The following is a 24,501-nucleotide window of genomic DNA, read 5'->3' on the forward strand; positions in this document are numbered from 1 at the left end:
AGCAATCTCAGATAACTTATGCAAAATTCCTCTCTAGTCCTCTTCTCTTAGCGTTCTTCGTGCCTTCGCGGTTCGTTTTATAAATTCATAACGAACCGCAAAGACGCGAAGTACACGAAGTAAAAAAACAAGAGAGAAGAAGTTAGCGAAAAATAGAGGCTTATTTAAGAAGCCTATAATTTTAAACTTCATCCTACTTTTCCAGAATCAAATGTGAGTTAGTTCCACCAAAACCAAAGGCGCTTAAAGCTGCACGTTTCACAGGTAAATTATTTGGCCATGCGGTCAACTTTCTCACAATATTTTTGTCAGAAATGACACTATTTTCACTACGAATCGGTTCGCTAATATTAATTGTTGCTGGAATCACGCCAGCATTCATGCTGTAAATTGTTTTCGCTAAACCAACCATTCCCGCAGCTACTAATAAGTGACCGAAATTCGCCTTAGCAGAACCTACTAATGGCGATGCTTGGTGTGTGCCAAAGAAGGTTTCTATAGAGTTTAATTCTGTGGTATCTCCTAATAACGTGCCAGTCGCATGACACTCCATATAATCAATGTCTTTCGGGCTGATTTGTGCCTCTTTATATGCTCTTTCAAAGGCGAGAGTTTGTCCTTTAGAATTAGGACTTAATAAATGCTTACCTTTACCATCGTTAGAAAGTCCATTACCAGCAATGGTAGCGAGAATTTTATCGCCATCTCTGACAGCATCACTATAGCGTTTTAGCATTACCATCCCGATTCCATCGGAGGTAATTAAGCCGCGAGAAGCCTTATCTAGAGGGCGACTGATACCATTTTCGGGATAACCTTGAATACCCGAAAACAACATACGTAAGAATAGCGGATCGACACAACTAATGGCACCTGCTAACATGACATCAGCTTTACGCGATCGCAAATAGTAAGATGCCAGCTTAATCGCATAAAATGCAGAGGAACAAGCCGCGTCTATACTAAAATGATTACCAGATAAAGAAAATGCTTGCGATACGAGGGCGGCTTGAAAGCCGGTTATCATGGCATTATAGGGCGAAGCCTTCGCTGTAGTCGGTAACGCAGCCAACCGGAAATTTTTATCTTGTAACAATTCTGCGATCGCAGGTGAAATTGTTTGCTGATATATTGGAGCAAACAATTGATTAGACATCTTCGTGGGTAAGGATAATGTTCCGAGGATTACTCCACATTTAGAGAGAACTTGTTGATTACCCCAATAGCCGCTATTCTGAATCGCCTGTTTCGCTGCATATAACGACCATTTAAAGGAATCATCCAAACTTTCGACGAATTCCCCAGGTAAATTGTATTCGCTGGGATTAAATTGAAAATTCCGAACAAATCCACCTTGGAGAAAATATATTTTTTCCGGTTTTCCTTTAATTGGATCGTAAAATATTGTGGGATCTACACCCAAATCCTCAACAGTAATAGTAGAAGTTGCATCTTTGTCTTCTGTAAGGTTATTCCAAAACTGCTCAGGATTATTGGCATCGGGAAAGAGGCATGATAATCCGATAATTGCTATTTTCTCCACTGCTGATATCCTCGCAAATTAATTTTAGATTTTAGATTTTGGATTTTAGATTAACTGTATCTATGAATCATCTTGCTGCAATGAAAAATCTCGTGATGTCATAAGCCGAACATATATATTTATTAAGACTTACGCACTAAATCTCCCAAACTCTCATTTCCACCGAAATTCTTATCGCCGGAAGCTATTACTCAGACTGCTCTCTGTGTCCTCTGTCTTGAAAAGTTCTGTTCGGAGGAAACCTCCGCTCAGACTTTTCGCTGTGTTCTCTGCGGTTCAATTTTCTAAAATTTCTCTTCTTGGCGTCTTGGCGTCTTGGCGGTTTATAAAAATAAATCTTATGGTTCTGAGTAAGTTAATATATCTGGCTTTTGGTGCCGTACTTTCGGCGATAACACACCCTACTAGACTTTCACTAATCACATAGGAAAGCTAGATAATTAACCACATCAATTAGATTCCCAAACTTGACTGAACTTACGCCCTTACCCAAACTAAACTAAATGCAATCTATAGCATTTCCAAATTGAGTATAATACATCTCAATTTGTATTTCATCAATAAAGAAATGCTATAAATATCACGAATTCATTACTTAGCCTGTAGCAAACTCATAGGCGCGACAACAGCCTTAGCTCCTAAAATTCTAGAGTACAATTGCCCAGCGCGATCGTGAAGAATAAAATTAGCAGTTAAACTAGTTGCTTTTTTCTCCTTCACTTCACAAGAAACATAAAATGTTTCATCAACTGGTATTGCTCTATACTGTTCAGAATTTGTTAACTGTCCAGGTAAGCAAACTTCATTATGATAATGACTCAACCATAGCCATAAAGGCTGTGTACTCAGGTCAGTTGCATAGGGATTATGCCAATGAATCGGGAATTGTCCTTGCTGTTGTGGAGTAATTTGTCGCCAAAAACATTCCGTGGTAATTTTTTCTGAGTTAATATTTAAAACTCGTTGAATTTCTTGAAAACAAGGGCCATGAAATAATGTAGCCGGGCCATTTTGATAGAAGCCTTTACCTGTAGTTGTAATGATGCCATCTTCTGTGAGATTCACTGCATCATATATCGGTGCAACAGGCAATTCTCGCACCAGTTTAATAGTAGAAGTGAAATGATAGTGAGTTTTACCTTCAGGGGTTTTACTGAAGATAGTTGTTTGAAATTCGATAAAATCGCCGTCAACCTTATTAATTTCTTTGAGTTGCAAAATATGTTCTTTGGCTACCGATTCATTAAAGGTAATTCCCTTAAGAACTTTAAAATCTTTGCAACTGAAATATCTATAACCTGGGTAAACTTCTTCACAACCATTAATCATCCAAGACATCGCACAGGTAGCAGGAACTACTGCATAACCAGCAATTACATGATCCATTAAAAATGGATTGGCTTCGACAGTGATGCGACGACGGACATAATGAGTTTTTAGTTCAGAATCTAAAGGTGCGGGTGGGGGAATTAACGGGCTACCAATTACTAATTGGGTAGTATCGTGATGTTTGGGATGTAGTTCTTTAACTAACATTTTGGTTCCCACTTCTACGGGGATAATATCTATTCCCCGTTCTGCAAAGGCTTTTTTTAGTTCTGGGGTTACCATTCCGCTATCCCAACCGCCCCAGTTAATGGCGACAACGTGACAGTTGGGGTAGTACTGCTTCATCAAGTGGGCGGATTTGTTGAGGATTTCGTTAGCGATCGCATAATCGGATTGACCGATATTGCCGTAAAATCCTGTAACGGAGGAGAACAACACTAAATGCTGGAGTTGTTCTGGGGGAATGCAATCTAGAAGGTTTTCTAATCCTTGAACTTTGGCGGTGTAAACTTTTTCAAAATCCTGTTCTGTTTTCTTTTCAATTAATTTATCGGCTAAGTTTCCTGCACCATGTATGATGCCGGTAATTGGCCCCATGCGGTTAACTACAGCCGCTAGATTTGCTTTTAATGCTTGGGTATCGGTGACATCGACGCTGAGATATTCGGCTGTTGCGCCTGTTTGTTGAATGGCGGCGAGGGTTTTTTTAATTTCGCGGCTGGAGTGGATTTTGTTATAGATTTTTTGCACGTTCATGGGTGTGGGTTTCTCACCTTGGGCGAGAAGATTTTCCATGATGCGTTTTTTTAATGCGGGTTCTTCAAAGCAGTTTTGGGCGTATTCTGGTTCTGTTTCTAATAGTTGGGAACGTCCCAGGAGGATGAATTTACAGGGTTGTTTTTTGGCGAGTTCAATGGTGCATTCGGCGGTGATTCCTTTTGCGCCACCGCTTACTAGAAATACTGATGAGGGACGAATAGGTGTTTGGGTTGTCATGTTTCAATTTTGGATTTTAGATTTTAGATTTTGGATTGAAAAATTGAAGCAGATTAGAGTTTGAGTTTTTCTTACTTATGAAGTCCAAAATCTGGCTTTACTCTCTGCGCCTCTGCGTCTCTGCGTGAGATAAGAAGATTTTTAAACGAACCGCTAAGACGCGAAGGGCGCGAAGGAAGAAATGTTTTAGAGAGCCTTTCGAGAAGAGAAATAAGTGATTACAATCTCTTTGCGTCTTTGCGCCTTTGCGTGAGATAAAAAATTTTTAAATGAACCGCAGAGGACGCAGAGAACACAGAGAAAGAAGTGTGTGAGGAAGGGAGATGAAGAGATATTTTTATTCCTTACCTCCCTTGTCTTTTTACTTATCAGATGCGGTGACTAGGGTAACTCTTCCTTGAGCGCTGTAGCCAACTTCACTGAGATAAAGGTTTGAGTCGTGCAGTTCGGCAATGATGTGTTGCGCTGCTTGTTGCGCATCGAGGGCTGGACTAATATCAACTGCTCTGGTGTATACTTTAGGCCATTCCCATCTCATTGTCTTGGTTAAACCAGCTAAACCTGCTCCGATGACGCCGAAGTTGGTGTTATGCTCAAATCCGAAGGCTCCGTCTAAGCGAGCTACTGTGATAAAACTACTGCGTCCGTAACGTGCGGCTTCATTGAGGGATTTTTTCAGGTGTTTGGCGATGAAGAAGATGTGTTTGACGATCGCCTTTTCTTGTTCAATGTAAGGAAGTGTCTTTGTGTGACTGACTTGGAATACGGGGTTTATATGGATGAAGGCTCCAATGCTGCCGATGTTGGTGGTTATGGCAGATAATTTATCTTGCAGTAGTTGTTCGCTTAAATCGGCTAGGGGGATGCGGGTAACGCTGGGGGGTAATAGTGCTTGTTGGGGAATGACTGATTGGGGGAAGCTGAGAACTACAACTTTCCAGCCTTTATCTACTAAGGATTGCGCTACCACCGAGGTGGTGAGGGAACCATCATCGGTGATTAAGGCGATGTGTCCCTCTGGTAAGTTGAAGTCTAAGTAATCGGGTTGGGGAAGGTATTTGAGTTTGATGGGTAGACGTTGAACGTTATGTTCTACATCTATTATCGGCTCGTCGTCAAACTCAAATTCATGCTTTTTTTTTTCACCTCCAGCCAGCTTCTGGAGATAATCGACTATTTGTCCGATGGTGCGTAAGTCGCCGAGTTCTTCGATGTCTGGCTTGGGTAAGTCGGGGTACATTTCTTGCATCGCCCCCAGGATTTCTACTCGTTTGATGGAGTCGATTCCTAAGTCGGCTTCCATGTCCATTTCTAGTTCTAGCATTTCTACTGGGTAACCAGTTTTTTCACTAGTAATGTTGAGTAGGGTTTGACCGATATCTGCGTAGTCGGCGCTAGATGTTTCTACTTCGGGTTCGGGGGTGAAGGCAACTACTGGCTCAGGTTGAGCTATTACTGTTTCTACTGGCGCGACTGGTGCGGGTGCTGTAACTATGGTGGCTACTGGGGCGACTACTTGAGGAATTTCCGCAACTTCTTGTACTGGGGTTTGTACTGGGGTTGTTACAGGCGCTACGGCGTTATTACCAGCAGCATGGGTTTGCAGATACTCGACTACTTGCCCAATTGTGCGTTTTTCGGCTAATTCTTCTAGGTTGGGCTTGGGTAGGTCGGGGTATAATTCTTGCAATCCGCCGAGAATTTCTACTCGTTTAATGGAGTCGATTCCTAAGTCGGCTTCCATATCCATGTCCATTTCTAACATTTCAATGGGGTAGCCTGTTTTTTCACTGGTGATGGCTAACAGGTTAGTACCCAGTTGAGATAAATCGACGGTGCTGGATGTAGCTACAGGTGCGGGTGCGGGTTCGGGGGTGAAGGCGACTGTTTTGACTACAGGCGCAGGTGCGGCTACAGGTGCAGGAATCTCAACGACAGGTTGAGGGGGAATTTCCACAACTGGAGGCGCGGGAATCTCAGCTACGGGTTGGGGTGCAACAATTTTGGGAGCGGAGCCATTTTTGCTGACAGGCTCAATTGTTGGTTCAATTTTTGGCTCAACTACTGGTGCGGTGAGAGTTTCGACAATTTTGGCGGTAGGGGGAACCGGTGCTTCGGTAACGGCTTCGCTGACAAAGGGTAATGTTACCTGGGGTAGGGTGATTTCTTCACCAGAAACTACATGAGAGTATTCTTGCTGAATTAGTTGGAAAAAGTTTTTGGTATATTCGATTTGCTCTTGCAAATACTGCTCATGAATGCGGAGGGTTTCACCTTGTTGGGAATGAAACTGCATCATGCTGCGCTCTAAGCTTTCGGTGACAACTTGCTTAATTTTGGCGGTTTCCGCAGAGGTTTTAGCTTGAGCGAGTAAGGCGTTTTGTTGTTGCATCAGTTGGAAAAATGTTTTGGCATATTCCATCTGATGATTGAGATATTGTTCGTGAACTTGTAAATTTTCGCTTTGATTGTGCTGAAATTGAGCCAGGAGATATTCTAAACTTTCTAGAACTCTTTGATGATTTACAGGTTTTTCTGGTGTTTGCATCTTTGATTCCTGGGCGGGTATTTGTAAAAGAGTCGCAGGATTCATTTGAGGCTTGGGTTCTGGAGCATAAGTGACGCCGTTCATGACTGGGGTTGGCGCGGTGACGGTTTTCTTATGTCCGTTAGATTTAATGGGTGTGGGATTTACAGGTTCTATATTCACAGGTGCAGAGAATTCAGGAGTACTAGTAACTGTAGGTGCGGGTACAGAAAATTCGGGGGTGCTGGTAATTGTGGGTTCTGGGGTGCTAGCTAACTTGACTTGATGTCCGTTTTGCAAAGCTTGGGGGAAGGCGTTTTTGGTTTTTTCGGAAACGTAATTAATCCCGTTTAATTTGACAGTTAGCGCCTTTTTCTTTTCGTTTTCGGCTGCGGGGATAACAGGAGGTAGTTGATAGGGGTCGAGATTTTGCAAGTTCATCCCGACTACGCGCAACTGTACAGCCGCTTCTCGCAAAGAGCGATCGCTATTCTTTTGGGTGCTGGGGTTCAAGGAAATGGTAAGATGTGGGCGATCGCCTAAAGTATCTTTGACTAAGTTGCTCAGTATTCTGCGGGGGCCAAATTCAACAAAGCAGTAACCACCAGCCGCGTAAATATTTTCAATCTCCTGCTTAAACAGCACCGAGTTAGATAGGTGAGTTTCCAGGGTTTTTTGAATTATTGGCGATTCTTGGGGATATTTTTGTCCAGTAACATTACTGAAAACTGGCACTTGAGGCGCATTGAATTTGACAGACTTAGTTGCAATGGCAAAGGATTTCTGTGCAAATGCAATCAAGGGAGTGTGGAAAGCTGCGGATACGGGGAGTAATACCGCCGCACAGCCTTTATCATGCAATACTTGGCGAACTTTGGTGATTTCGGCGGTGGGGCCAGCTAAGACCACTTGGGTGGGAGAATTAATATTAGCGATCGCAACTTGAGGATAATGTCTGACAATCGCTTCTACTTTGGCAATTTCTTCTTTCACTGCCAACATACTACCGCGATCGTGGTCGGGATCTTGCGGAGCAGCCATTGCTTGTCCTCTAGCTTTCACTAAGAACAAGTAATCTTCTTCGCTCAATACACCCCCAGCCCATAAAGCTGTCAGTTCGCCAAAGCTATGTCCGGCGACAAAATCAGATTTAAACCCGGCTTGTTGCATAATTTTATACAAGCCAGCACTCAACACCCCAATTGCGGGTTGAGCATATTCTGTGCGTTGTAAAGCAGCTACTTGGGCGTTCTTTTCCGATTCTTCAAATGCTGGGTTGGGGAAGACAATTTCCGACAATGGGCGCAAATTATCTTTCAACAGCAAACTATCCATTTTGCTGTAAAGACGGCGCAATTGGGGGAAATTCATCACCAATTCGCGACCCATTTCTAAATATTGAGAACCTTGTCCAGAGAATAAGGCGACAACTTTACCAGCCAAATTCATTCCCGCAGAACGGAAGTAAATTCCTTGGGGATGTTCCCAAGAGATAGCCGCGCCTTTATGCTTGAGCCAGTCAAGGCTAATTTGCATTAACTTGCAAGCTTCCTGCAAATTCTCCGCCACAAAACCAACTCTCGCCGCAGCTTGGGGAATTTCCTGGGCTGTACATTCTTGCACCAATTGGGCATAATGTCTTTCGCCATCTTTGGATTGTAACTTCGCCAAGGTTTCTTCGCACTTAGTTACTAGTTGTCCAGAAGTCCCCGCAAACAGAATAATTTCTGCTGGTGCATTATGTAAGCGGTAAGGCTTATCTTGTTCCGCTTCGTATTCTTCCAAAACTACGTGGTAATTAGTTCCGCCAAAACCAAAGGAACTCACACCCGCGCGTCTGGGTGCGTCACCTTCCGCCCGAATCCAAGGTCTAGTTTCGGTATTTAAATAGAAGGAAGAATTTTTAATGTTGAGTTTGGGGTTTGGCTCGGTAATGTTAATCGTTGGCGGTAAAATCTTGTGATGTAGCGCCAAAGCCGTTTTAATTAAACTTGCAGCCCCCGCAGCCGCCTTTGTATGTCCAATTTGGGACTTGACACTTCCCAGGGCAATGTGCTGTTTCTTTGAGTCATGTTCAGCAAAGAAATCGCGCAAGGAACCGAACTCTGTCGGGTCGCCAGCCATTGTCCCTGTACCGTGGGCTTCCATCAAGCCAACAGTCGCGGGAGAAAAACCTGCATCTTCATAAGCCCGTTCTAAGGCTTTGATTTGACCTTCTTTGCGGGGAGCATAAATACTCTTATAGCGTCCATCGCTAGAAGTACCGATACCTTTGATGACTGCATAGATTTTATCATTGTCCCGTTGCGCATCTTCCAAGCGCTTGAGGACAATCATGCCGATACCTTCACCTAGCATCATCCCGTCAGACTTCGCGTCAAAAGGTTTGACATTTTCGCTAGGAGATACAGCCGGGGTTTTGCTGAAGGAAATGTAAGCCATAATGGTGTTGTCTGTATCCACACCACCAGTCAGCATCATATCGCTGCGATACTCAACTAGTTCGCTAATCGCCATTTTTAAAGCGCCGAAGGAACTAGCACAAGCTGCGTCAACTACACAGTTCATCCCGCCAAAATTCAGGCGGTTGGCGATTCTCCCCGCGACAACGTTAGCTAACATCCCAGGGAAAGCATTTTCATCCCATTTAACGTAAGCGCTTTTAATTTTTTCAATAATTTGCGCTGTATCTTCATCAGATAAACCACTGCTTTTCAGCGCTTTTTCCCACACTGGATATTCTAACCGCGCAGAAAGTGGCATACCTAATTGTTTAGCCATCGCTACGCCGAGAATTACCCCCACCATTTCCCGGTTAAAATCGCGGGATTCGCCATAACCAGCATCTTCCATTGCTTGCTTCGCAACCACTAAACTTAATAGTTGCGATACATCGGTAACTTCTAAAATGCTGGGGGGAATGCCAAATTCCATTGGGTTAAAATCAACCTCAGGAATAAACCCGCCTCGTTTACAATAGGTTTTATCTTCCGGTGTTCTGGGGTTTGGATCGTAGTAATCTTTCACGCTCCAATGGCTTTCGGGAACATCAGTAATACAGTCAGCCTTGCTGACAATATTACGCCAATATTCCCGCAAATCACGCGATTGGGGAAATAAAGATGCCATCCCAATAATCGCTATAGGATTTTGTTGTAATTGTCTGTTAATTTTGTTAATTGAAATTGGTTTATTTGCCGTCACTTTTTTCTCCTCTATAAACTTAACCAAAGTTTTTTCACAGCTGTTGATCTCGGCTGCTAAATCAGCCAAGGCATTATCAATGGAATAAGCAGACATAGGAATCACAAATCTGAAGTACTGGGAATTGCGAAGCTACAGAAATTTCTGCGGCTGTGCAATAATGAAAGCTATCTGTTGTAGTCAGCAGCTAGCTATCCTATCTGCAAAAGCTAAATGCTTTTCTGCGAATTAACACCACACCATATGTAAAGAATGAAGGCTTAAGGCTAAAAACTGATTTATATTCCAATAGAGTTCAGTTAGTGTCAAAAACATTATTCTTGTGTAGGTTGGGTTGAGGAACGAAACCCAACATTTTCACGGGTTTGTTGGGTTTCACTTCGTTCAACCCAACCTACATTTATCCTTAACTGAACCGTATTGTTTTATATTCATTCTTTGACCTTCAAACTTTAGGGAACGTAATTTTGCAAAAATTCTAGACAACGCCAGACTCTTGATATTGTGGCAACAGGTCAATAACGTTGTTGAAATTCGTAAAATAATCTTGAAGCGCCGTAGCTGCTTGACCTGTAAATTCAATCCATTCGTAATGGTAGAGATTTTGAGCAACTGTATCCCACTGAAGCAAGGGAAACTTAGGAGTAGCTATTAAGACAGAAACGCTTTTTTCTCCCAAACTAGTTTGACTATCTAAGTTGATTGCAGCCACGTAGCTGGTGTTAATGACAACGTTCTGTATTTTGATAAATGTCATAGCCAGTTTCAGCTTCCAGGATAATGTATTTTATGCAATTCGCCCGATAGATGTTGACAAGTTCGTTACAGAAAAAACCTCACCTTTACTCCGAGTTTATGCAGTAATTGAAACAACAATCGAGTCTTTGTAAGGTGATAACAAGGCGATTGGGTTTAGTTTTTTTCTTTTCTGCTCCCAAGAAAATTACTAATTAACCTACCGCAGCTAAAGACTTGAATTAATACAAAGACTAGCACAAATTAAATAAACAGAATTGTTCATTTAAAGGAATTTAAGGAAGAAAATTGAGTGTTGCTGACAAAAAGCTTTGATGAAGAATAAAGTCCAAGTATCAACTTGTGCTTTAATTACTCAACACTAAATTTCTTGGGTTAATGGCTAGATATCGCTTAAATAATAATTACAATAATCGCCGTAATAAATAAGTTATATAGATTACGTTGTTATTAGTACAAAGATAAGATGAAGTACTGACCGTATTTTTTTCAACATAACATCATAATTCCACAATAAAAATTGAAGTTTTTTCAAGATAATTCAATTTAAGCAATAAATAAGTGATATATAAAGCAAAGCTTAATTTTGTTAAAGTGCATGGTAAACATCAAGGGCTAGCGGCTAGGGGCTAGGGCGTGTTTGTAAACTACTCGTTTAGCCTTCTAAATTTCTCGATCCCCCTAAATCCCCCTTAAAAAGGGGGACTTTGAGAGTTTTTTCGCCCCCCTTTTTAAGGGGGGTAGGGGGGATCTAATACTTGAAAACACGCAATAGGATAAATTGACTATTTGATATGGGAAATACAATTTTAGAATTGATTTTATGGGTGAAAGGGAGAGGACAGAATGCAGAATTTTATAGAGTTTTTCATCAATTTAGATTACAATCTCTAATTACTCTCTCTCTGTGTTCTCTGCGCCTCTGCGGTTCATTAATGCGCTTTTTTTTGATGACCGGGTTGAATGATTCGGGGACGACTTATACAGCAGTTTTGGCGTGCATGGCATATACTACTCTATGATTATTTTTAACAGAGTTCTCTTGCAAATCAGTAATGAATAGCATCTTTACCCCTGAGGAAATTACTGCCCTCTCTGCCGAAATTGACCGCCAGTTAATAGAACTGCGCTCTGCTCCAGATGCAGAGCAAAAACAAGGAGATGATAAAATTTCAGATGAAAAATTGCTGGTAAAACAAACGGCAGCAATTACAAAATTTACACAAGAAAACTCTCAGAGTTTTTTGCAGAAATTTGGACGCGCTGCTAAAAGTGATTTATGTCAAGAGGGGGGAATGCTGAATAAGCAGTGGCAGAAATGGGGTGATTTGGATAATAAGGATGCTGTGGAACGCTTGGGTGGGGTGTTGGTAGGGATGGGTTTTTCGGGGGATGTGTTATCTCCTTTAGTTGTGGCACTAACGGTGATTATTATTCATATTGGGTTGAAGGCTTTTTGTGAAGATTATTCTGTGGAAGTGGATAATAAATGAATTTTGCATCACGCCAAGGCGCAGAGTCCAGTAGGGTGTGTTATGCCGTAGGCTAACGCACCTCATACTATTTTGAAAAAGAATGCGAGAGATTGTAGGGGCAATGCCTTGCCCATACAATCTCTCGTTTCCAGCCTCCGGCTGGAAATGCGTATTGCGAGGCTCCGCCTCGTCTTCTGAATAAATTGAGGCAGAGCCTCAGGATCATTGCTCCCACGCAGAGCATGGGAGCCAGTTAGGATAAGGGTTTCGCGTTAAGTTGACACCAATGGGCAATACCTTGCACTCTAGAATAATTGATGTGTCGCAAACATTATGGGGGTTATCGGTTGAGTCCACACAGTCTTAAGGGCACGGCAGTGCCGATGCCCCTACAGGCGACGATATAATTTTGTTTTGCATCCAACACCACAAGCGCTATTTTTGACTTGGTATTAGATTCTTGACGGTGCGTTGCGCTGCGCGACAACACACCCTACATTTACGGCGAATTACGAATTACGAATTACGAATTATTTAATAACGCTTCAAGGGATTGAGGGTCAGCGATACCCCGCAGGATAGCGGAGATAATCATAGAATGTTTCAAATTTAACTGCTCGCACAGTATATTCTCATCTCGCTCGCCGGCTAAGATACGACGGATGGTAGCAACGAAATTTTGCCAAACTTCTGCAACATTCTTCATCTCAACTTCTAACTGTTCCCTGATTTCTGCATTATCCACAGCAGCTACCACCGTTGCAATCAACTGCCCATGTTGCCGCAACTCATACTGTGTCCCCGCAAACACTGCTTTTGCTTGCCTTGCTTGGCGACGATATTCTTTAGATTGGGTGCTGTCGCCCTGCTTGTCGGCAATCATTGCCAAGAGGTCATAGGTTGCCCAAATCTCAGCCGCAGCCGGGTCTAAGGTTTTCTTGATAGCTAATGCTGATTCTGCCAATTGTCGGGCTTCGCTGAGGCGGTAGGGTTGGTTTTGTAGTATGAAAGCGAGGTTATTTAATATTTGAGATGCACTGGCTTGATCTTCTAATTGTTGATATTGCTTCAAAGCCTTACAAAACCAAGCCTCTGCCTCTCCGAGTTTGCCAACAAATAGATTGAGGTTGCCTAATTGTTGCCAAGTAGCTGCTGCATCTGCCAGATTTCCTTGAGATTCATTAATTTGTGCTGCTTCTCGGTAAGCATGTTCCGCAGAGTCCCACTGCTTGCATTTTTCATACACCATACCCAGTTGATGCCAAGCAATAGCTTCTGATGCTGGTTCGTTGAGTTGCTGGAAAGTAGTCAGTGCTTCTCGGTAACGCTGTTCGGCTTCTGAAAGGTTGCCTTGCTGCATGGCTAGAAAGCCGAGTTGTGCATTTGATACCGCAGCCCCACGAAGGTCTCCAACTTCTTTTATAAGAGCTAATCCTGCTTCATAAGCAATGCGTGCCTCACTGTAATTCCCCATACCCGTCAGTACATCTGCCAAGTAAGTCTGCAAAGTTCCCATCAGTCCCTTCACACCATCAGACTGTTCCAACTGCTGCGCCACTACTAATCCCTGACGGTAAATTTCTGCTGCCTGTGCTGTTTGTCTTTGGCGACTCAAGCACCGCCCCAGCCAAGTCAAAATGACACAGTGATTATAACTCGGTTGTTCACTTAGCCCTGCCAGTATTTCACTAAATACCCGCGCTGCTTCTTGATAGCGACCTGCATTGTATAATTGCTCGCCTGAACTACTACAGCTGATAAACCATGTATCAGAACCTACTTCCCCAGTTAACTCAGCAATTCGTTGAATTAGTCTAGTGCGATCGCGGTTGAGTCCGAATCTGCCGAGAAACTTGTCTACCTTCCCAACAAACTCTACAGCCCATTCTGCACCTGCATCCAACGCCCTATCAACTGCATAAAGTAAATTCGATAATTCCCGTTGGGCAATGGCACGGGCAAAATGAGGGTCTTTGTCATCTTCAAAATACAAATAGTGAGAAACTTGATAATACAACTGTTGATAACGGGCAAGCAGTTCTGTCTGTGCTTCTGGGGATAAGCGCGGCCACAAGGCAGGGGCTAAGGTGGGGTGAAATTTGAGAAAAGACCCATCAACTTGAATTAAACCAGTGGCTTCTAATGCTGGGCGCAAAGTTTGCCACTGTGACTCAGAAATTTCTGTAATTTCCAGCAAGTTAAATTCAAACGCCCCGCCCTGGAACACGCCTAAGCGAGGCAACAACTGCATTGCTTCAGCATCTAACCGTTCTAAAGATAAATTCAACGATGCCAATAGGGGATTATCTGGTGTTTGGGCAATCAACGCTTCTAAGCGTTGTCCCAACTCTGCCGGACGGCGACTTTCCAACTGTTTCGCTAACAAACCAATGGAGAGGGGATGAAAATCCACCAGTTTAAATAATTCCAATAATACGCCCCGTTTAGGTGGGTCAAATTTGGGTGCTAGCGTCAGTTTAATCAAACTCTGGAAATACGCTAGGGCATCTTCTTGTCCCAAACCTCGCAAAGATAAGGAGATATGTTTGCGACTGCCTTGTGTGGGATAATCGGGATGGTGAAAATCTGGTGTGCGAGTGGTGAGTAATACCCGACATTCCCCAACTTCAGACCACTGTTTTGCCACGGTTAACAGTTCCCGGAGAGTTTCGGCTGGCAAGGTTTCTAAGTTATCTAAAATCAGCAATGTGGCTTGCTTACGCAACGCCTGAGTTGCCGCCGCCCCATCAATTAAACTCTCATCTAACACTGTCGCCAGGGTGCTAACTGCCCAGCCTACAGCATCCACAGCACCAAAAGCAGCATAATCCACAAAACAAACTTTCTCAAACATCCCCGTGCGGTGTAACCAGCGTCCTGCTTCTTGGACAAGATAGGTTTTTCCCTGTCCACCAAAACCCGATACTGTGAGGCGGCGCGTTCCCTGCACAAGCCAGCGTTCTATCTGCCACAATTCCCGGCTACGACCGAAGAATCCAGCTTCTTGTAAATCCGGCAAGTTTCCCCATTTTGGTGACTCGCTGCTTTCTTGGTGGTTCAAGTCTGGCTGCAATAACGGCGTATCCCCAGCCGCTTGATACAAGGCAGGTAAAAACCAATCTTGCAATTTTAACTGCACCCGGTTCTCACCCCGTTGCCGTTCTCCCCGTTGTTGGTTGAGATACAAGTCTCGCCGCGCATTATCTAATGCTTCACCCATACCAGCACCAGATACTAAACCCTGATAAAACTTGGCAAACAGTTGTTGGGTAGTTGTGACTAATACCGAATGAGTCATTGCCAAGACTGTGGGAATACCTGCATGGGTTAACCTAGCGGCTACACTACCCATTGCATCTTCTCCATCTTCCCCACCCATCGCCGCCGACTGACAGGCAGACAAAACAATTAACCCCACTTTTTGCCGATTCAGCATATCACCCAAGGTTTCGGCAGTAATCAGGGCTTTTTTCCCTTCTTTATCCTCAAATAACAAATAACCGATATTGCCGCCGTTCTCGTTTCCGCCTTTAGTTAGTCCCACCGGGTCGCTATGTTTAGCCTGTTCTTGGAAACGCCCATCTAAATCAAATACCCCATGACCGTCAAAATGCACAATATCAACAGGGGGTTGGCGCGAGTCTTCTAGCCGCGCTACTAAATTATCCAAGGTGGCTGGACGCAAAAACTCTACCTCAACTCTTCCGGCTGCTGCTTGTTGAATGGCGTTCAAAACTGCCATTGCTTCTCCACGGGGGTCAATAAATCCTGCATCACTGGGACGACTGACCACAAACAATAACCGCAAACGGTCTTTGACTTGTACTTTAAATGGTCTGCGCCCACCCCCTGCACCAGCCAAGCGGCGACGAATTGAAATGCGGGGATTTTCGTGAAACAAATAAGTACCTTCTGGGTCGCGTAACAATTCCCAAGGCAGCGATAAAATTGCTGGATGACTGGCGCTGATTGTTAATAAGCGTCCTGGTTGATTTTCATCTTGAAAATAATTAAACAGCCGTTGAGCAGCCCGATTTTGAAAAACCGCATTAAATAAATCTTCGCCCCATTGCCGGAATTTTTTTGCTATCCCTTCCGCCCGTTTATCGTCTACATCCGTGGTGTAATGTGCCGCATAAGTTTCTAAGTACCAGCGAATCTCTTCTCTGTCTGCTGCATTCAACGGTGAGGCAAAATCCAGCCTATCAGTTTCTTGCCCATCAAATGTTACAATGACCTGATTATTCTCTGGGAAGCGGAGATTTAATTCCATAGCTGGCTGTGTGGGCGTGGCAGGTTATTTGAGATAATACAAACTTTTTAGCCTAAATTCCGTAAAAATGCTAGGCGATCGCGTTTGTTTTGAGAATGTCGTATAAGGGCGGGGAAACCCCGCCCCTACGATAATGTTAATTACATCTGAGAATATTGATGGCGATCGCAAATTCGCCAATAACAAAAGCCACTATCGTTAAGTCAATAGCGGCTATTCTCAACTCAATAGTGGCTTTGCTCAACTCAATAGTGGCTTTGCTCAACTCAATAGTGGCTTTGCTCAACTCAATAGTGGCTTTGCTCAACTCAATAGTGGCTTTGCTCAACTCAATAGTGGCTTTGCTCAACTCAATAGTGGCTTTGCTCAACTCAATAGTGGCTTTGCTCAACTCAATAGTGGCTTTCCTTAACTCAATAGCGGCTTTGCTCAACTCAATAGTGGCTTTGCTCAACTCAATAGCGGCTTTGCTCAACTCAGTAGTGGCTTTGCTCAACTCATATAGATGTAGGTTGGGTTGAGGAACGTAGACGCGGAGCGGCTTCCCGTTCGCGAAGCGTCTCCGCAGGAGAAGGGTAACCCAACATTAACAAGGGCGTTGGGTTTCGCAAAGCCTCAACCCAACCTACGCCTACAATATGAAATTCTGTGCCAGTTGCGTAAGTCCTATAGACACCGAAATATTACCGAATATTAGCTGAAAATTGTCCGTTCAAAAACTGCTATTTATACTGAACCAGATTTCGATTTAATTAAGGCAAGCTATGTTTATAAGTATTTTATCAGGGCACATTTATGAGTCGCAAAAAACGTAAATCCAGCGTTTTAGCAAAAGTTGAGTCAAGAGCCGCCGGAATAAAATTGATCGATCCAAATCTGAAATTGGATGATGAGTATAGTCTGGAAAAACTGCTGGAGTCAATAGAACAGTTACGTAATAAACTTGAGATTCATAATAATGCTCTATCTTTAGCTGATTCTTCTTTAACTGAAGTTGAAGAGATGGAAAAAAATCTGGCTAAACTTTCTCAAAAGATGCTAATGCTAATTGCTATTAAGTATGGCACAGATAGCCGTCAATATGAAACAGCAGGTGGTGTCAGAGAAAGCGATCGCGTCCGCAAAATGAGGTCGAGCCGCCGGAAAAATGTTGCCCAACAAGCATCAGATAATAATAAAGTTGAGACTATTAGCGAATAGAATGAGACTGTCTTGAAAATGGGCATGGGGGAGGCAGTGCGTTGGGCGGCTTTGCCGACTTGAAGCAACTGCCGTCATGGGGCATGGGGCATGGGAAAGACATTGATTACCCCATTTTTTGAGATTGCTTTCCTGTCCACTTCTCCCAACGCCCAATTCCTCGGCTAATCAACTCCTCATTTTCATCGCCAGTAAAACAGATTCGCCCCATACGTTCACAAGCAATGAGAACTTCCCCATTCCCCATAAATGGCGCAATGACAAAATTATTGGGACTGGTATATAAATTAATTAAGTAATTAACAATTCCTTCTACACCTTCAATATTAATTGCTGTTTGTGGCTGGGATAAAGACTGATGTGAAAAAATCCCTACGTAGATATTTCCTAATATTAATTCATACTGAAAAGGCATTTGATTACGCTTGTAAAATTCGTAAATTTGCCCTGGCGATCGCAATACTGCCACAACTCGCGCTTCTCCCACCAAGTAATTATGATTCCAACTAGGGGAAACAGTAGCGATCGCTAATGCTGCATCTGAGGGTAGCAAGTTTAGAAAGTCTTGCTCTGCCGTATCCCCACAATAGACTAAATGCCGTCCTAATATCCATTCGTCGCCCACTGTCACCTTGAGGACTGGGTTAAATTCCCTCGCTTTCTCTGGTTGACTCTGGCTTTTCTTTTGCAGTAATTTAGCTTCTTTTTCTGCTAAAGCACTGTTATAGGCTAAAATTTGTAATTCTTTTTGCTTATTTTGCGCCTCAGCCAATAATTTAGCTTGATGCTCAACTTCTTGAAGATTTCCCTGCGCTTGAGCCAATTCTCCAGCTTGTTGTGCTGCTTCGGCTACAGCGCGTTCTTGACTTCCTGCTCTAGCTATTTTTAATAATGTGGTAGGACTTTCCGCGATCGCAGTTCCCTTAATCATTTGTTTGACATCGGGGTGAATTCCCTTGGCTATCTGCTTTCCATGCTGAAAAGTGCGCTCAGAATAGCCAGCTTCCTTAGCTAACTCCACAGTTCGTTTGAGAGGTGGTGAAATCATTTCACCAGCTTTGAGGGTATGTTGATTATCTCCTACCTTTGCTCGCAGTCCCATGCGTTCTAAAATGCGATCGCGTTCTAACCATAACTCCGAACGTTCTAGCGGTTCTAGCTCATTGCGGATTAAATTTTCGTCAATTTCCGCCAAACGCGCCTGTTCTGCATATTGGTAAGTCACAATATTACACGCGATCGCATCCAACCCCAACAGCTTACAAGCCGTCAATCGATGCAATCCTGCAATCAAATTGAGCTTTTGATCCACCGTAATCGGGTTTAACAGACCATTAGCCCTAATTGATTCCTTCAACTCATCAACCTTGTCACCCTTAATCGGACGGCGATTACAACCAACGAGAATTTGATTTATGGGCACAATAGGCATAATTACTGTAGTTCAGTGCAGCCAGTTAAAATACCAACCATAGCATTAACATATCAACAGTCAAGGGGGATGGGGCATGGGGCATTGGGCATTGGGCATGGGGCATTGGGCATGGAAAATTATTTCAATCCAAAATCTCAGATTTTTGGCGGTTGAATAAATAAAAAATTTTGGTGACTTTTGCATCAGTCCTGTGCAGTGGAGTGGCATCGACTTCTCATACCTAAACCCCTATATCTCTTCCATTTCTCCCTCTGCTTCCAGCCGCGTTGCGTCCCCCAATGCCCAATGCCCAATGCTCCATGCCCAATGCCCATTTTCTAATAATGTTTTATGGTACACAAATGACTTCACGATTATCGATTGATAATAGTAGAGTCGGTTGATTGATGATCATCTTTGAGAATTAACTGAGGAGAATTACTTAGTATATATTCACTATTTTCTCAGCATTTTCTTGCAGATATTTTGGGCATTGAAACATTAATTATAACGGCGAAAACTAGTTGACAAGCTAAAGGGTTTTTGCAATACTTTAACAAAGCTTTATCCTAGTTTTTCAAGTTATTTAGATAGTCGCTGCATTATTGGGGAGATTTTTATATTAAAAATGCTACTAAATTCTTAGAGTATTTACTGTGCTAGATTTAAACAATCAAGGCAAGAATGTTATTAGTAGCATTAGCATAATTTGAGGCTGGCAAATAGTAATTTTTCTCTACTTACAAAGTGTAAACGCTGCATACAACTAATCAGACTGTTTCTATTCATTTCTGTTTGAATATTGAGGAGTAAAATCACCTCACACTGGTGACTGATAGGACTTACACACCGAACATAAAAACCCTCACAAGGGTAGTCAAAAGTCAAAATTTAATGGTCACAATTCAGGTTTTTGAACTATGGACTATTGACCATTGACAAAAAGCATGAAAAATATCTGACACTGTGTAAGTCCTAATTTATTTACTGGGTATTATTGCACAATTCATTCTTGCCATTGATTTAACCAAAAAAAATGGCTAAGTCTCTTATCAAGAATTCATAAGATTTCTACTTGATTTCTTAACTACAAATAGTGTATCAGTAATCTCATTCAAGTCATTAGACATCTTGCAAAAGTCCTAATTTTCTCATTCTTCTCTGCGTCTGGTGCGGCTCTGCGTGCGCTTTTCAAACTCCTAATCAACACAGCGACAATATTTATGCAAGAAGTCTATTCTCTCAATCTTTGGTAATTTTCATAACAAATGACCAATGACCAATGACCAATGACAAATTTTTAAATTATCCCTCAGCACAATCGGAATAAAAATATGGCAGTAAACAAAGAAAGCCCATTATTCAAACAGTCTGTACAAAAGTGGCAAATAGTTCTAGGAGTTTCTGTAGTCGTTGCTGCTGGACTGGCGTCTTTTTTCGCTTTATCAAGATTATTCTATCGGTCTAATTTTTACACTCGCCCAACAGAAACGCCTCAAAAGGTTACACCTGCAAAAGTTGCGATTACCGCTTTAGGACGTTTACAACCAGAAGGCGAAATTACTTATTTATCTGCACCTAATTCTATTAACGGTGTGCGAGTTGAAAAACTCTTAATTAAAGAAGGCGATAAGGTACAAGCTGGACAACTTTTAGCTTACCTAGAAGATTACAACCGGGCTACGGCTGCTTTACAACAAGCTTTAGATAAACTGCAAGTTGCTAAAGCCCAATTAGCCCAGGTAAAAGCTGGTGCGAAAACGGGAGATATTGACGCGCAAAAAGCAGCGATTGTCCGGTTAGAATCTCAGTTAAAAGGCGATGTAGCAGCGCAAGAAGCGACAATTGCTAGAATTAAGGCGCAAGTAGAAAATGCCAAAACTGAGAACGATCGCTATCAGAAATTGTACAATCAAGGTGCGATCGCGGCTTCTGTAGCCGATAGCAAAGCGCTACAACTCAACACCACACAACAGCAACTAGAAGAAGCCGAAGCCACCTTAAAGCGGACTAAAGACACAGCCCAAAGCCAAATTCAGCAAGCAAAATCTCAACTTAACAGCGTTAAAGAAGTACGTTCTGTAGATGTAGAATTAGCGCAAACAGAAGTCAGAAGTGCCCAAACTGCTGTTAAACAAGCAAAAGCTGACCAAGATTTAACTTACATTAAATCACCCATTGACGGTACAATTTTAAAAATTCACGCGAGAACAGGCGAAGTAATTGCAACTTCTGGCTTTGCGGAGATAGGTAATATTTCGCAGATGTATGTAGTTGCAGAAGTTTACCAAACCGATATTCAAAAAGTGCGTAAAGGTCAAAAAGTGACCATTACCAGCCCGGCAATTGTGGGTAAATTAAAGGGAACTGTAGAAGATGTAGGTTGGCAAGTTGATAAGCAAAGCATCTTCAGCCTCAACCCCAGTGCAGATACGGATCGCAAAATTGTCGAAGTCAAAATCTGCATAGATGATCCTGCAGATAGCGCCAAAGTATCAAGACTTACCAACCTGCAAGTTGATGTGGCGATTCATATTTAATGGGCATGGGGCATTGGGCATTGGGCATTGGGCATTAGTCAAATGACAACTGACAACTGACAACTGACAACTGACAACTGACAACTAACAAATGAATTTTAAAATTCCTTTAGCATGGCTACAGCTAGTTCAGCAAAAAATACGTTTTCTGGTAGCTGTAGCGGGGATTGCTTTTATTGTGCTGCTGATGTTTATTCAGCTAGGCTTTCAAGATGCACTTTATTCTAGTGCGACTGCAGTACATCAAAGTTTGCGTGGAGATTTGTTTTTAGTTAGTTCGCAATACAAATCTATCACATCAAATCAAAGCTTTTCGCGGACTCGTTTATACCAAGCTTTGGGCTTTGATGGTGTTGAATCTGTTAGTCCGATTTATTTGCAATTTGCTAAGTTAAAAAACCCAGTCAATAATGAAAAGTATTCGATTTATGTGATTGGGTTCGATCCGGGTAGGTCTGTTTTAAATATTCCCGAAGTTGAGGAAAATTTAGATAAACTAAAAATCCCGGATATGATGCTGTTTGACCGAGATTCGCGTCCAGAATTCGGGCCGATTGCTGAAAGATACGACCAAGGACAAAAAGAACAAACAGTTGAAATATTCCCCTTTAATTCCTTAGTTGGTTATCGCGTTCGAGTTGCGGGATTATTTAGCTTAGGGCCTTCCTTTGGTGTAGATGGTAATTTACTTGTCAGCGATTCAACTTTTCTGCGCATTAATCCTAATACTCGCCCCGCAGAAATGATTGATATTGGTGTCATTAGCTTAAAGCCAGGTACTGACCCCAATAAAGTGCTGAAAAGTTTAGAAGAATCATTGCCTAATGATGTTCAAGTTTTTACATATCAGGGTTTCATTGATTTTGAAAAACAATATTGGGCTGTGAGAACACCAATCGGGTTTATTCTCAACTTAATGTTGACAATGGCTTCGGTAGTTGGGGTAGTAATTGTTTACCAAATTCTTTACAGCAACATTGCTACTCAATTTGTCGCTTATGCCACATTAAAAGCAATGGGTTATCCCAACAGCTATTTGTTAAATGTGGTCTTTCAACAGGCTTTGATTTTGGCGATTTTTAGCTTTATTCCCGGATTCATTTTATCCGTGTTTATCTATGATTTTGCCATGAAAGCCACAAAGCTGCCGATTATGATGAGCTTTAATAATATAGTGCTGGTGTTAATTTCGGCGGTTTTAATGTGTATGACTTCTGGGTCTTTAGCTATTAATAAACTGCGTTCTGCTGACCCGGCTGATATTTTTTAAATCTTCGCATCATCAAGATTTTCTCCACATTAAGTCAATCAAGGGCGGGGATACCCCCCATCGTCAATCAAGGGCGGGGATACCGCAATCCGCTAAGGGCGGGGATACCGCAATCCGCTAAGGGCGGGGATACCGCAATCCGCTAAGGGCGGGGATACCGCAATCCGCTAAGGGCGGGGATACCCCGCCCCTACACAACTCACCAATCATCTCTGCTTTATGAACTTGGAAAACAAAATTCTTCTGATTACTGGAATTGATGACTTTATCGGCTGGCGTGCGGCTGAATTAGCTGTTGCTAAGGGAATGAAGGTTAAAGGACTGCAAAGTTCTGCTGTTAAAGATAAGCAAGCACAAGCTTTGGGCGTTGAGGTAATTGTTGGTAACCTGAACGATGCTAAAACTGTGCAAAAGGCTTGTCAAGGTGTAGACATCGTTTTACATACAGCCCAAATTGCTCAAGAATCTGGTGCAATTAAGGAATTTCGCGAGATTAATGTTGATGGAACGATTAATTTAGCGAAAGCTGCTAAAAGCGCTGGTATCAAGACTTTTGTGCATCTTTCGAGTATTTTGGTTTATGGGTTTAATTATAGCGATCGCGTCAGCGAATCTGAACCCCTAGCCGATGAAACCAACCCTTACTGCAAAACCAAAATCGAAGCTGAACAAGCATTACTACCGTTAAATAATCCCGCAGATTTTGGTGTAATTATTATTCGCGCTGGTGATGTTTACGGGCCGGGATGTATTCCTTGGGTAGTGCGTCCAGTTCATTTTATGCGGCAGAAGTTATTTGCTTATGCTAGCGATGAACATGGAATTATCAATCATGTATATGTTGATAATTTGATTGATGCTATCTTTTTAGCTGTAGAAAAAGAAACCTACGGGGAAATATTTAATATTACCGATGGTGAACAAACTTCTTGGAAAGAGTACTTTACTCGTTTAGCAGAAATTTCCGGTTCTCCTGCGCCGATGTCTTTGGGTAAAGAGGAAATTAAACTATTTTTGAAATTGCGTGTACAAGGACAAAAGCTATTTCGTAAAAAAGCCGATATTCTGCCAGAGTCGATAGATTTTATGACTCGTCCCTACGCTTGTTCGATTGCTAAAGCTCAGAATTTATTGAATTACAGTCCTAAAATTGGGCTAGAAGCAGGTTTGCAAATTACTAAAGAATGGCTAGATAAAACAGACATTCAAAATTTGATGAAGTAGCAATCATAATATGGTGGGTAATGCCCACCCTTAACTCAATACAGTTCAGTTGGGCTGGAATGCATTATATCGTAGGGGCACGGCATCCACAATATATTTCACAACTAGACAATCTTACTAGCGCCGTGCCCCTACAAAGATCCTTAACTTCTCTTCTTTTCTCTTCTTAGCGTACTTCGTGTCTTTGTGGTTCGTTATCTTCTTTTTATTAATACCAAGCAAAAGTTTTCATACTCGATTATGAATTAGGAGACTAGCAAACTATGTTAAAGATGTCTCAAATCTCAGCTTTAATTGTTGCTACTTTAGCCAGTATCGCCACAATTCCCACCGTCAAAGCTGCACCAGCAGAAACCCTCACTGTCGTAGTCAATAATATCCGCAGCCAAAAGGGTGAAATTTGCATTGGTGTTTACTCTCAAGACAAAGCCAAAGCATTTCCTTTAAGCACTACAGATGTGCTAAAAAGTACTTGCCAGAAAATCACAGGTAGCACTTTAAAACACCAATTTACAGGCTTAAAACCTGGGAATTATGCTGTTGCTATTGTGGACGATCAAAATGGCGATCGCAAACTCAACCGCGACTTTTTCGGGATACCTACAGAAGGTTTTGGTATCTCTAAAAATCCTACTGTATCTGTGCAAACTGGTACGCCTAAATTCCGTGATGCTAGTTTTGCATTGAATAAGAATACTACCATCAACATCACTGTGAAATATTCCCTCGATCCATAATGTCAAGTCAAGG

General features: G+C 42.4%; 12 protein-coding genes and 1 pseudogene. 7 read left to right on the forward strand and 6 right to left on the reverse strand.

The window, feature by feature from the left end:
* Positions 1-193 precede the first annotated feature (193 nt).
* From AACW45_RS23390 to AACW45_RS23405, 4 genes are all read right to left on the reverse strand, one after another.
* Positions 194-1,543, reverse strand: a complete 1,350-nt coding sequence (locus AACW45_RS23390) for a beta-ketoacyl [acyl carrier protein] synthase domain-containing protein (RefSeq protein WP_190628807.1) — start codon at positions 1,541-1,543, stop codon at positions 194-196.
* A gap of 591 nt (positions 1,544-2,134) precedes the next feature.
* On the reverse strand, positions 2,135-3,868 hold the full coding sequence (locus tag AACW45_RS23395) for an SDR family NAD(P)-dependent oxidoreductase (RefSeq protein WP_190628810.1): 1,734 nt from the start codon (positions 3,866-3,868) through the stop codon (positions 2,135-2,137).
* A gap of 361 nt (positions 3,869-4,229) precedes the next feature.
* Positions 4,230-9,695 (reverse strand): type I polyketide synthase, encoded by a 5,466-nt coding sequence (locus AACW45_RS23400; protein ID WP_190628813.1) that lies wholly within the window; start codon positions 9,693-9,695, stop codon positions 4,230-4,232.
* A 382-nt stretch (positions 9,696-10,077) separates the two neighbouring features.
* Positions 10,078-10,356 carry a hypothetical protein gene (locus tag AACW45_RS23405; RefSeq protein WP_190545674.1) on the reverse strand — a complete coding sequence of 93 codons (279 nt, stop codon included), beginning with the start codon at positions 10,354-10,356 and terminating at the stop codon, positions 10,078-10,080.
* A 1,054-nt stretch (positions 10,357-11,410) separates the two neighbouring features.
* On the opposite strand from AACW45_RS23405, the gene AACW45_RS23410 reads away from it, so the two are divergent.
* Complete coding sequence (locus AACW45_RS23410; RefSeq protein ID WP_190628815.1) at positions 11,411-11,848, forward strand: hypothetical protein; 438 nt, start codon at positions 11,411-11,413, stop codon at positions 11,846-11,848.
* Between the two features lie 505 nt (positions 11,849-12,353).
* Here the strand turns inward: AACW45_RS23410 and AACW45_RS23415 are convergent.
* Entirely contained in the window at positions 12,354-16,103 is a 3,750-nt protein-coding gene (locus AACW45_RS23415) for a CHAT domain-containing protein (protein ID WP_190628817.1), read from the reverse strand.
* 445 nt (positions 16,104-16,548) lie between these two features.
* Here AACW45_RS23415 and AACW45_RS38455 point away from each other — a divergent pair.
* Positions 16,549-16,608: pseudogene (locus AACW45_RS38455) on the forward strand (hypothetical protein); the annotation flags it as partial.
* A gap of 290 nt (positions 16,609-16,898) precedes the next feature.
* Positions 16,899-17,303, forward strand: a complete 405-nt coding sequence (locus AACW45_RS23425; protein WP_190545679.1) for a hypothetical protein — start codon at positions 16,899-16,901, stop codon at positions 17,301-17,303.
* 106 nt (positions 17,304-17,409) lie between these two features.
* Here the strand turns inward: AACW45_RS23425 and AACW45_RS23430 are convergent, their stop codons facing one another.
* Complete coding sequence (locus AACW45_RS23430; protein ID WP_190628820.1) at positions 17,410-18,735, reverse strand: ParB/RepB/Spo0J family partition protein; 1,326 nt, start codon at positions 18,733-18,735, stop codon at positions 17,410-17,412.
* A gap of 1,316 nt (positions 18,736-20,051) precedes the next feature.
* Here AACW45_RS23430 and AACW45_RS23435 point away from each other — a divergent pair.
* The 4 genes from AACW45_RS23435 to AACW45_RS23450 all read left to right on the forward strand — a co-directional run bounded on the left by AACW45_RS23435 (position 20,052) and on the right by AACW45_RS23450 (position 24,488).
* Positions 20,052-21,257 (forward strand): ABC exporter membrane fusion protein, encoded by a 1,206-nt coding sequence (locus tag AACW45_RS23435; protein ID WP_190628823.1) that lies wholly within the window; start codon positions 20,052-20,054, stop codon positions 21,255-21,257.
* A gap of 91 nt (positions 21,258-21,348) precedes the next feature.
* A complete protein-coding gene (gene devC / locus AACW45_RS23440) occupies positions 21,349-22,527 on the forward strand; it encodes an ABC transporter permease DevC (protein ID WP_190628825.1) in 1,179 nt (392 codons plus the stop codon).
* A gap of 219 nt (positions 22,528-22,746) precedes the next feature.
* Positions 22,747-23,751 carry an NAD-dependent epimerase/dehydratase family protein gene (locus tag AACW45_RS23445; RefSeq protein WP_190628828.1) on the forward strand — a complete coding sequence of 335 codons (1,005 nt, stop codon included), beginning with the start codon at positions 22,747-22,749 and terminating at the stop codon, positions 23,749-23,751.
* A gap of 263 nt (positions 23,752-24,014) precedes the next feature.
* Entirely contained in the window at positions 24,015-24,488 is a 474-nt protein-coding gene (locus AACW45_RS23450) for a DUF2141 domain-containing protein (protein WP_096644275.1), read from the forward strand.
* The last annotated feature ends 13 nt before the right edge of the window (positions 24,489-24,501 follow it).

The organism is Calothrix sp. FACHB-168 (assembly GCF_963889195.1).
Taxonomy (GTDB): domain Bacteria; phylum Cyanobacteriota; class Cyanobacteriia; order Cyanobacteriales; family Nostocaceae; genus Aulosira; species Aulosira anomala_A.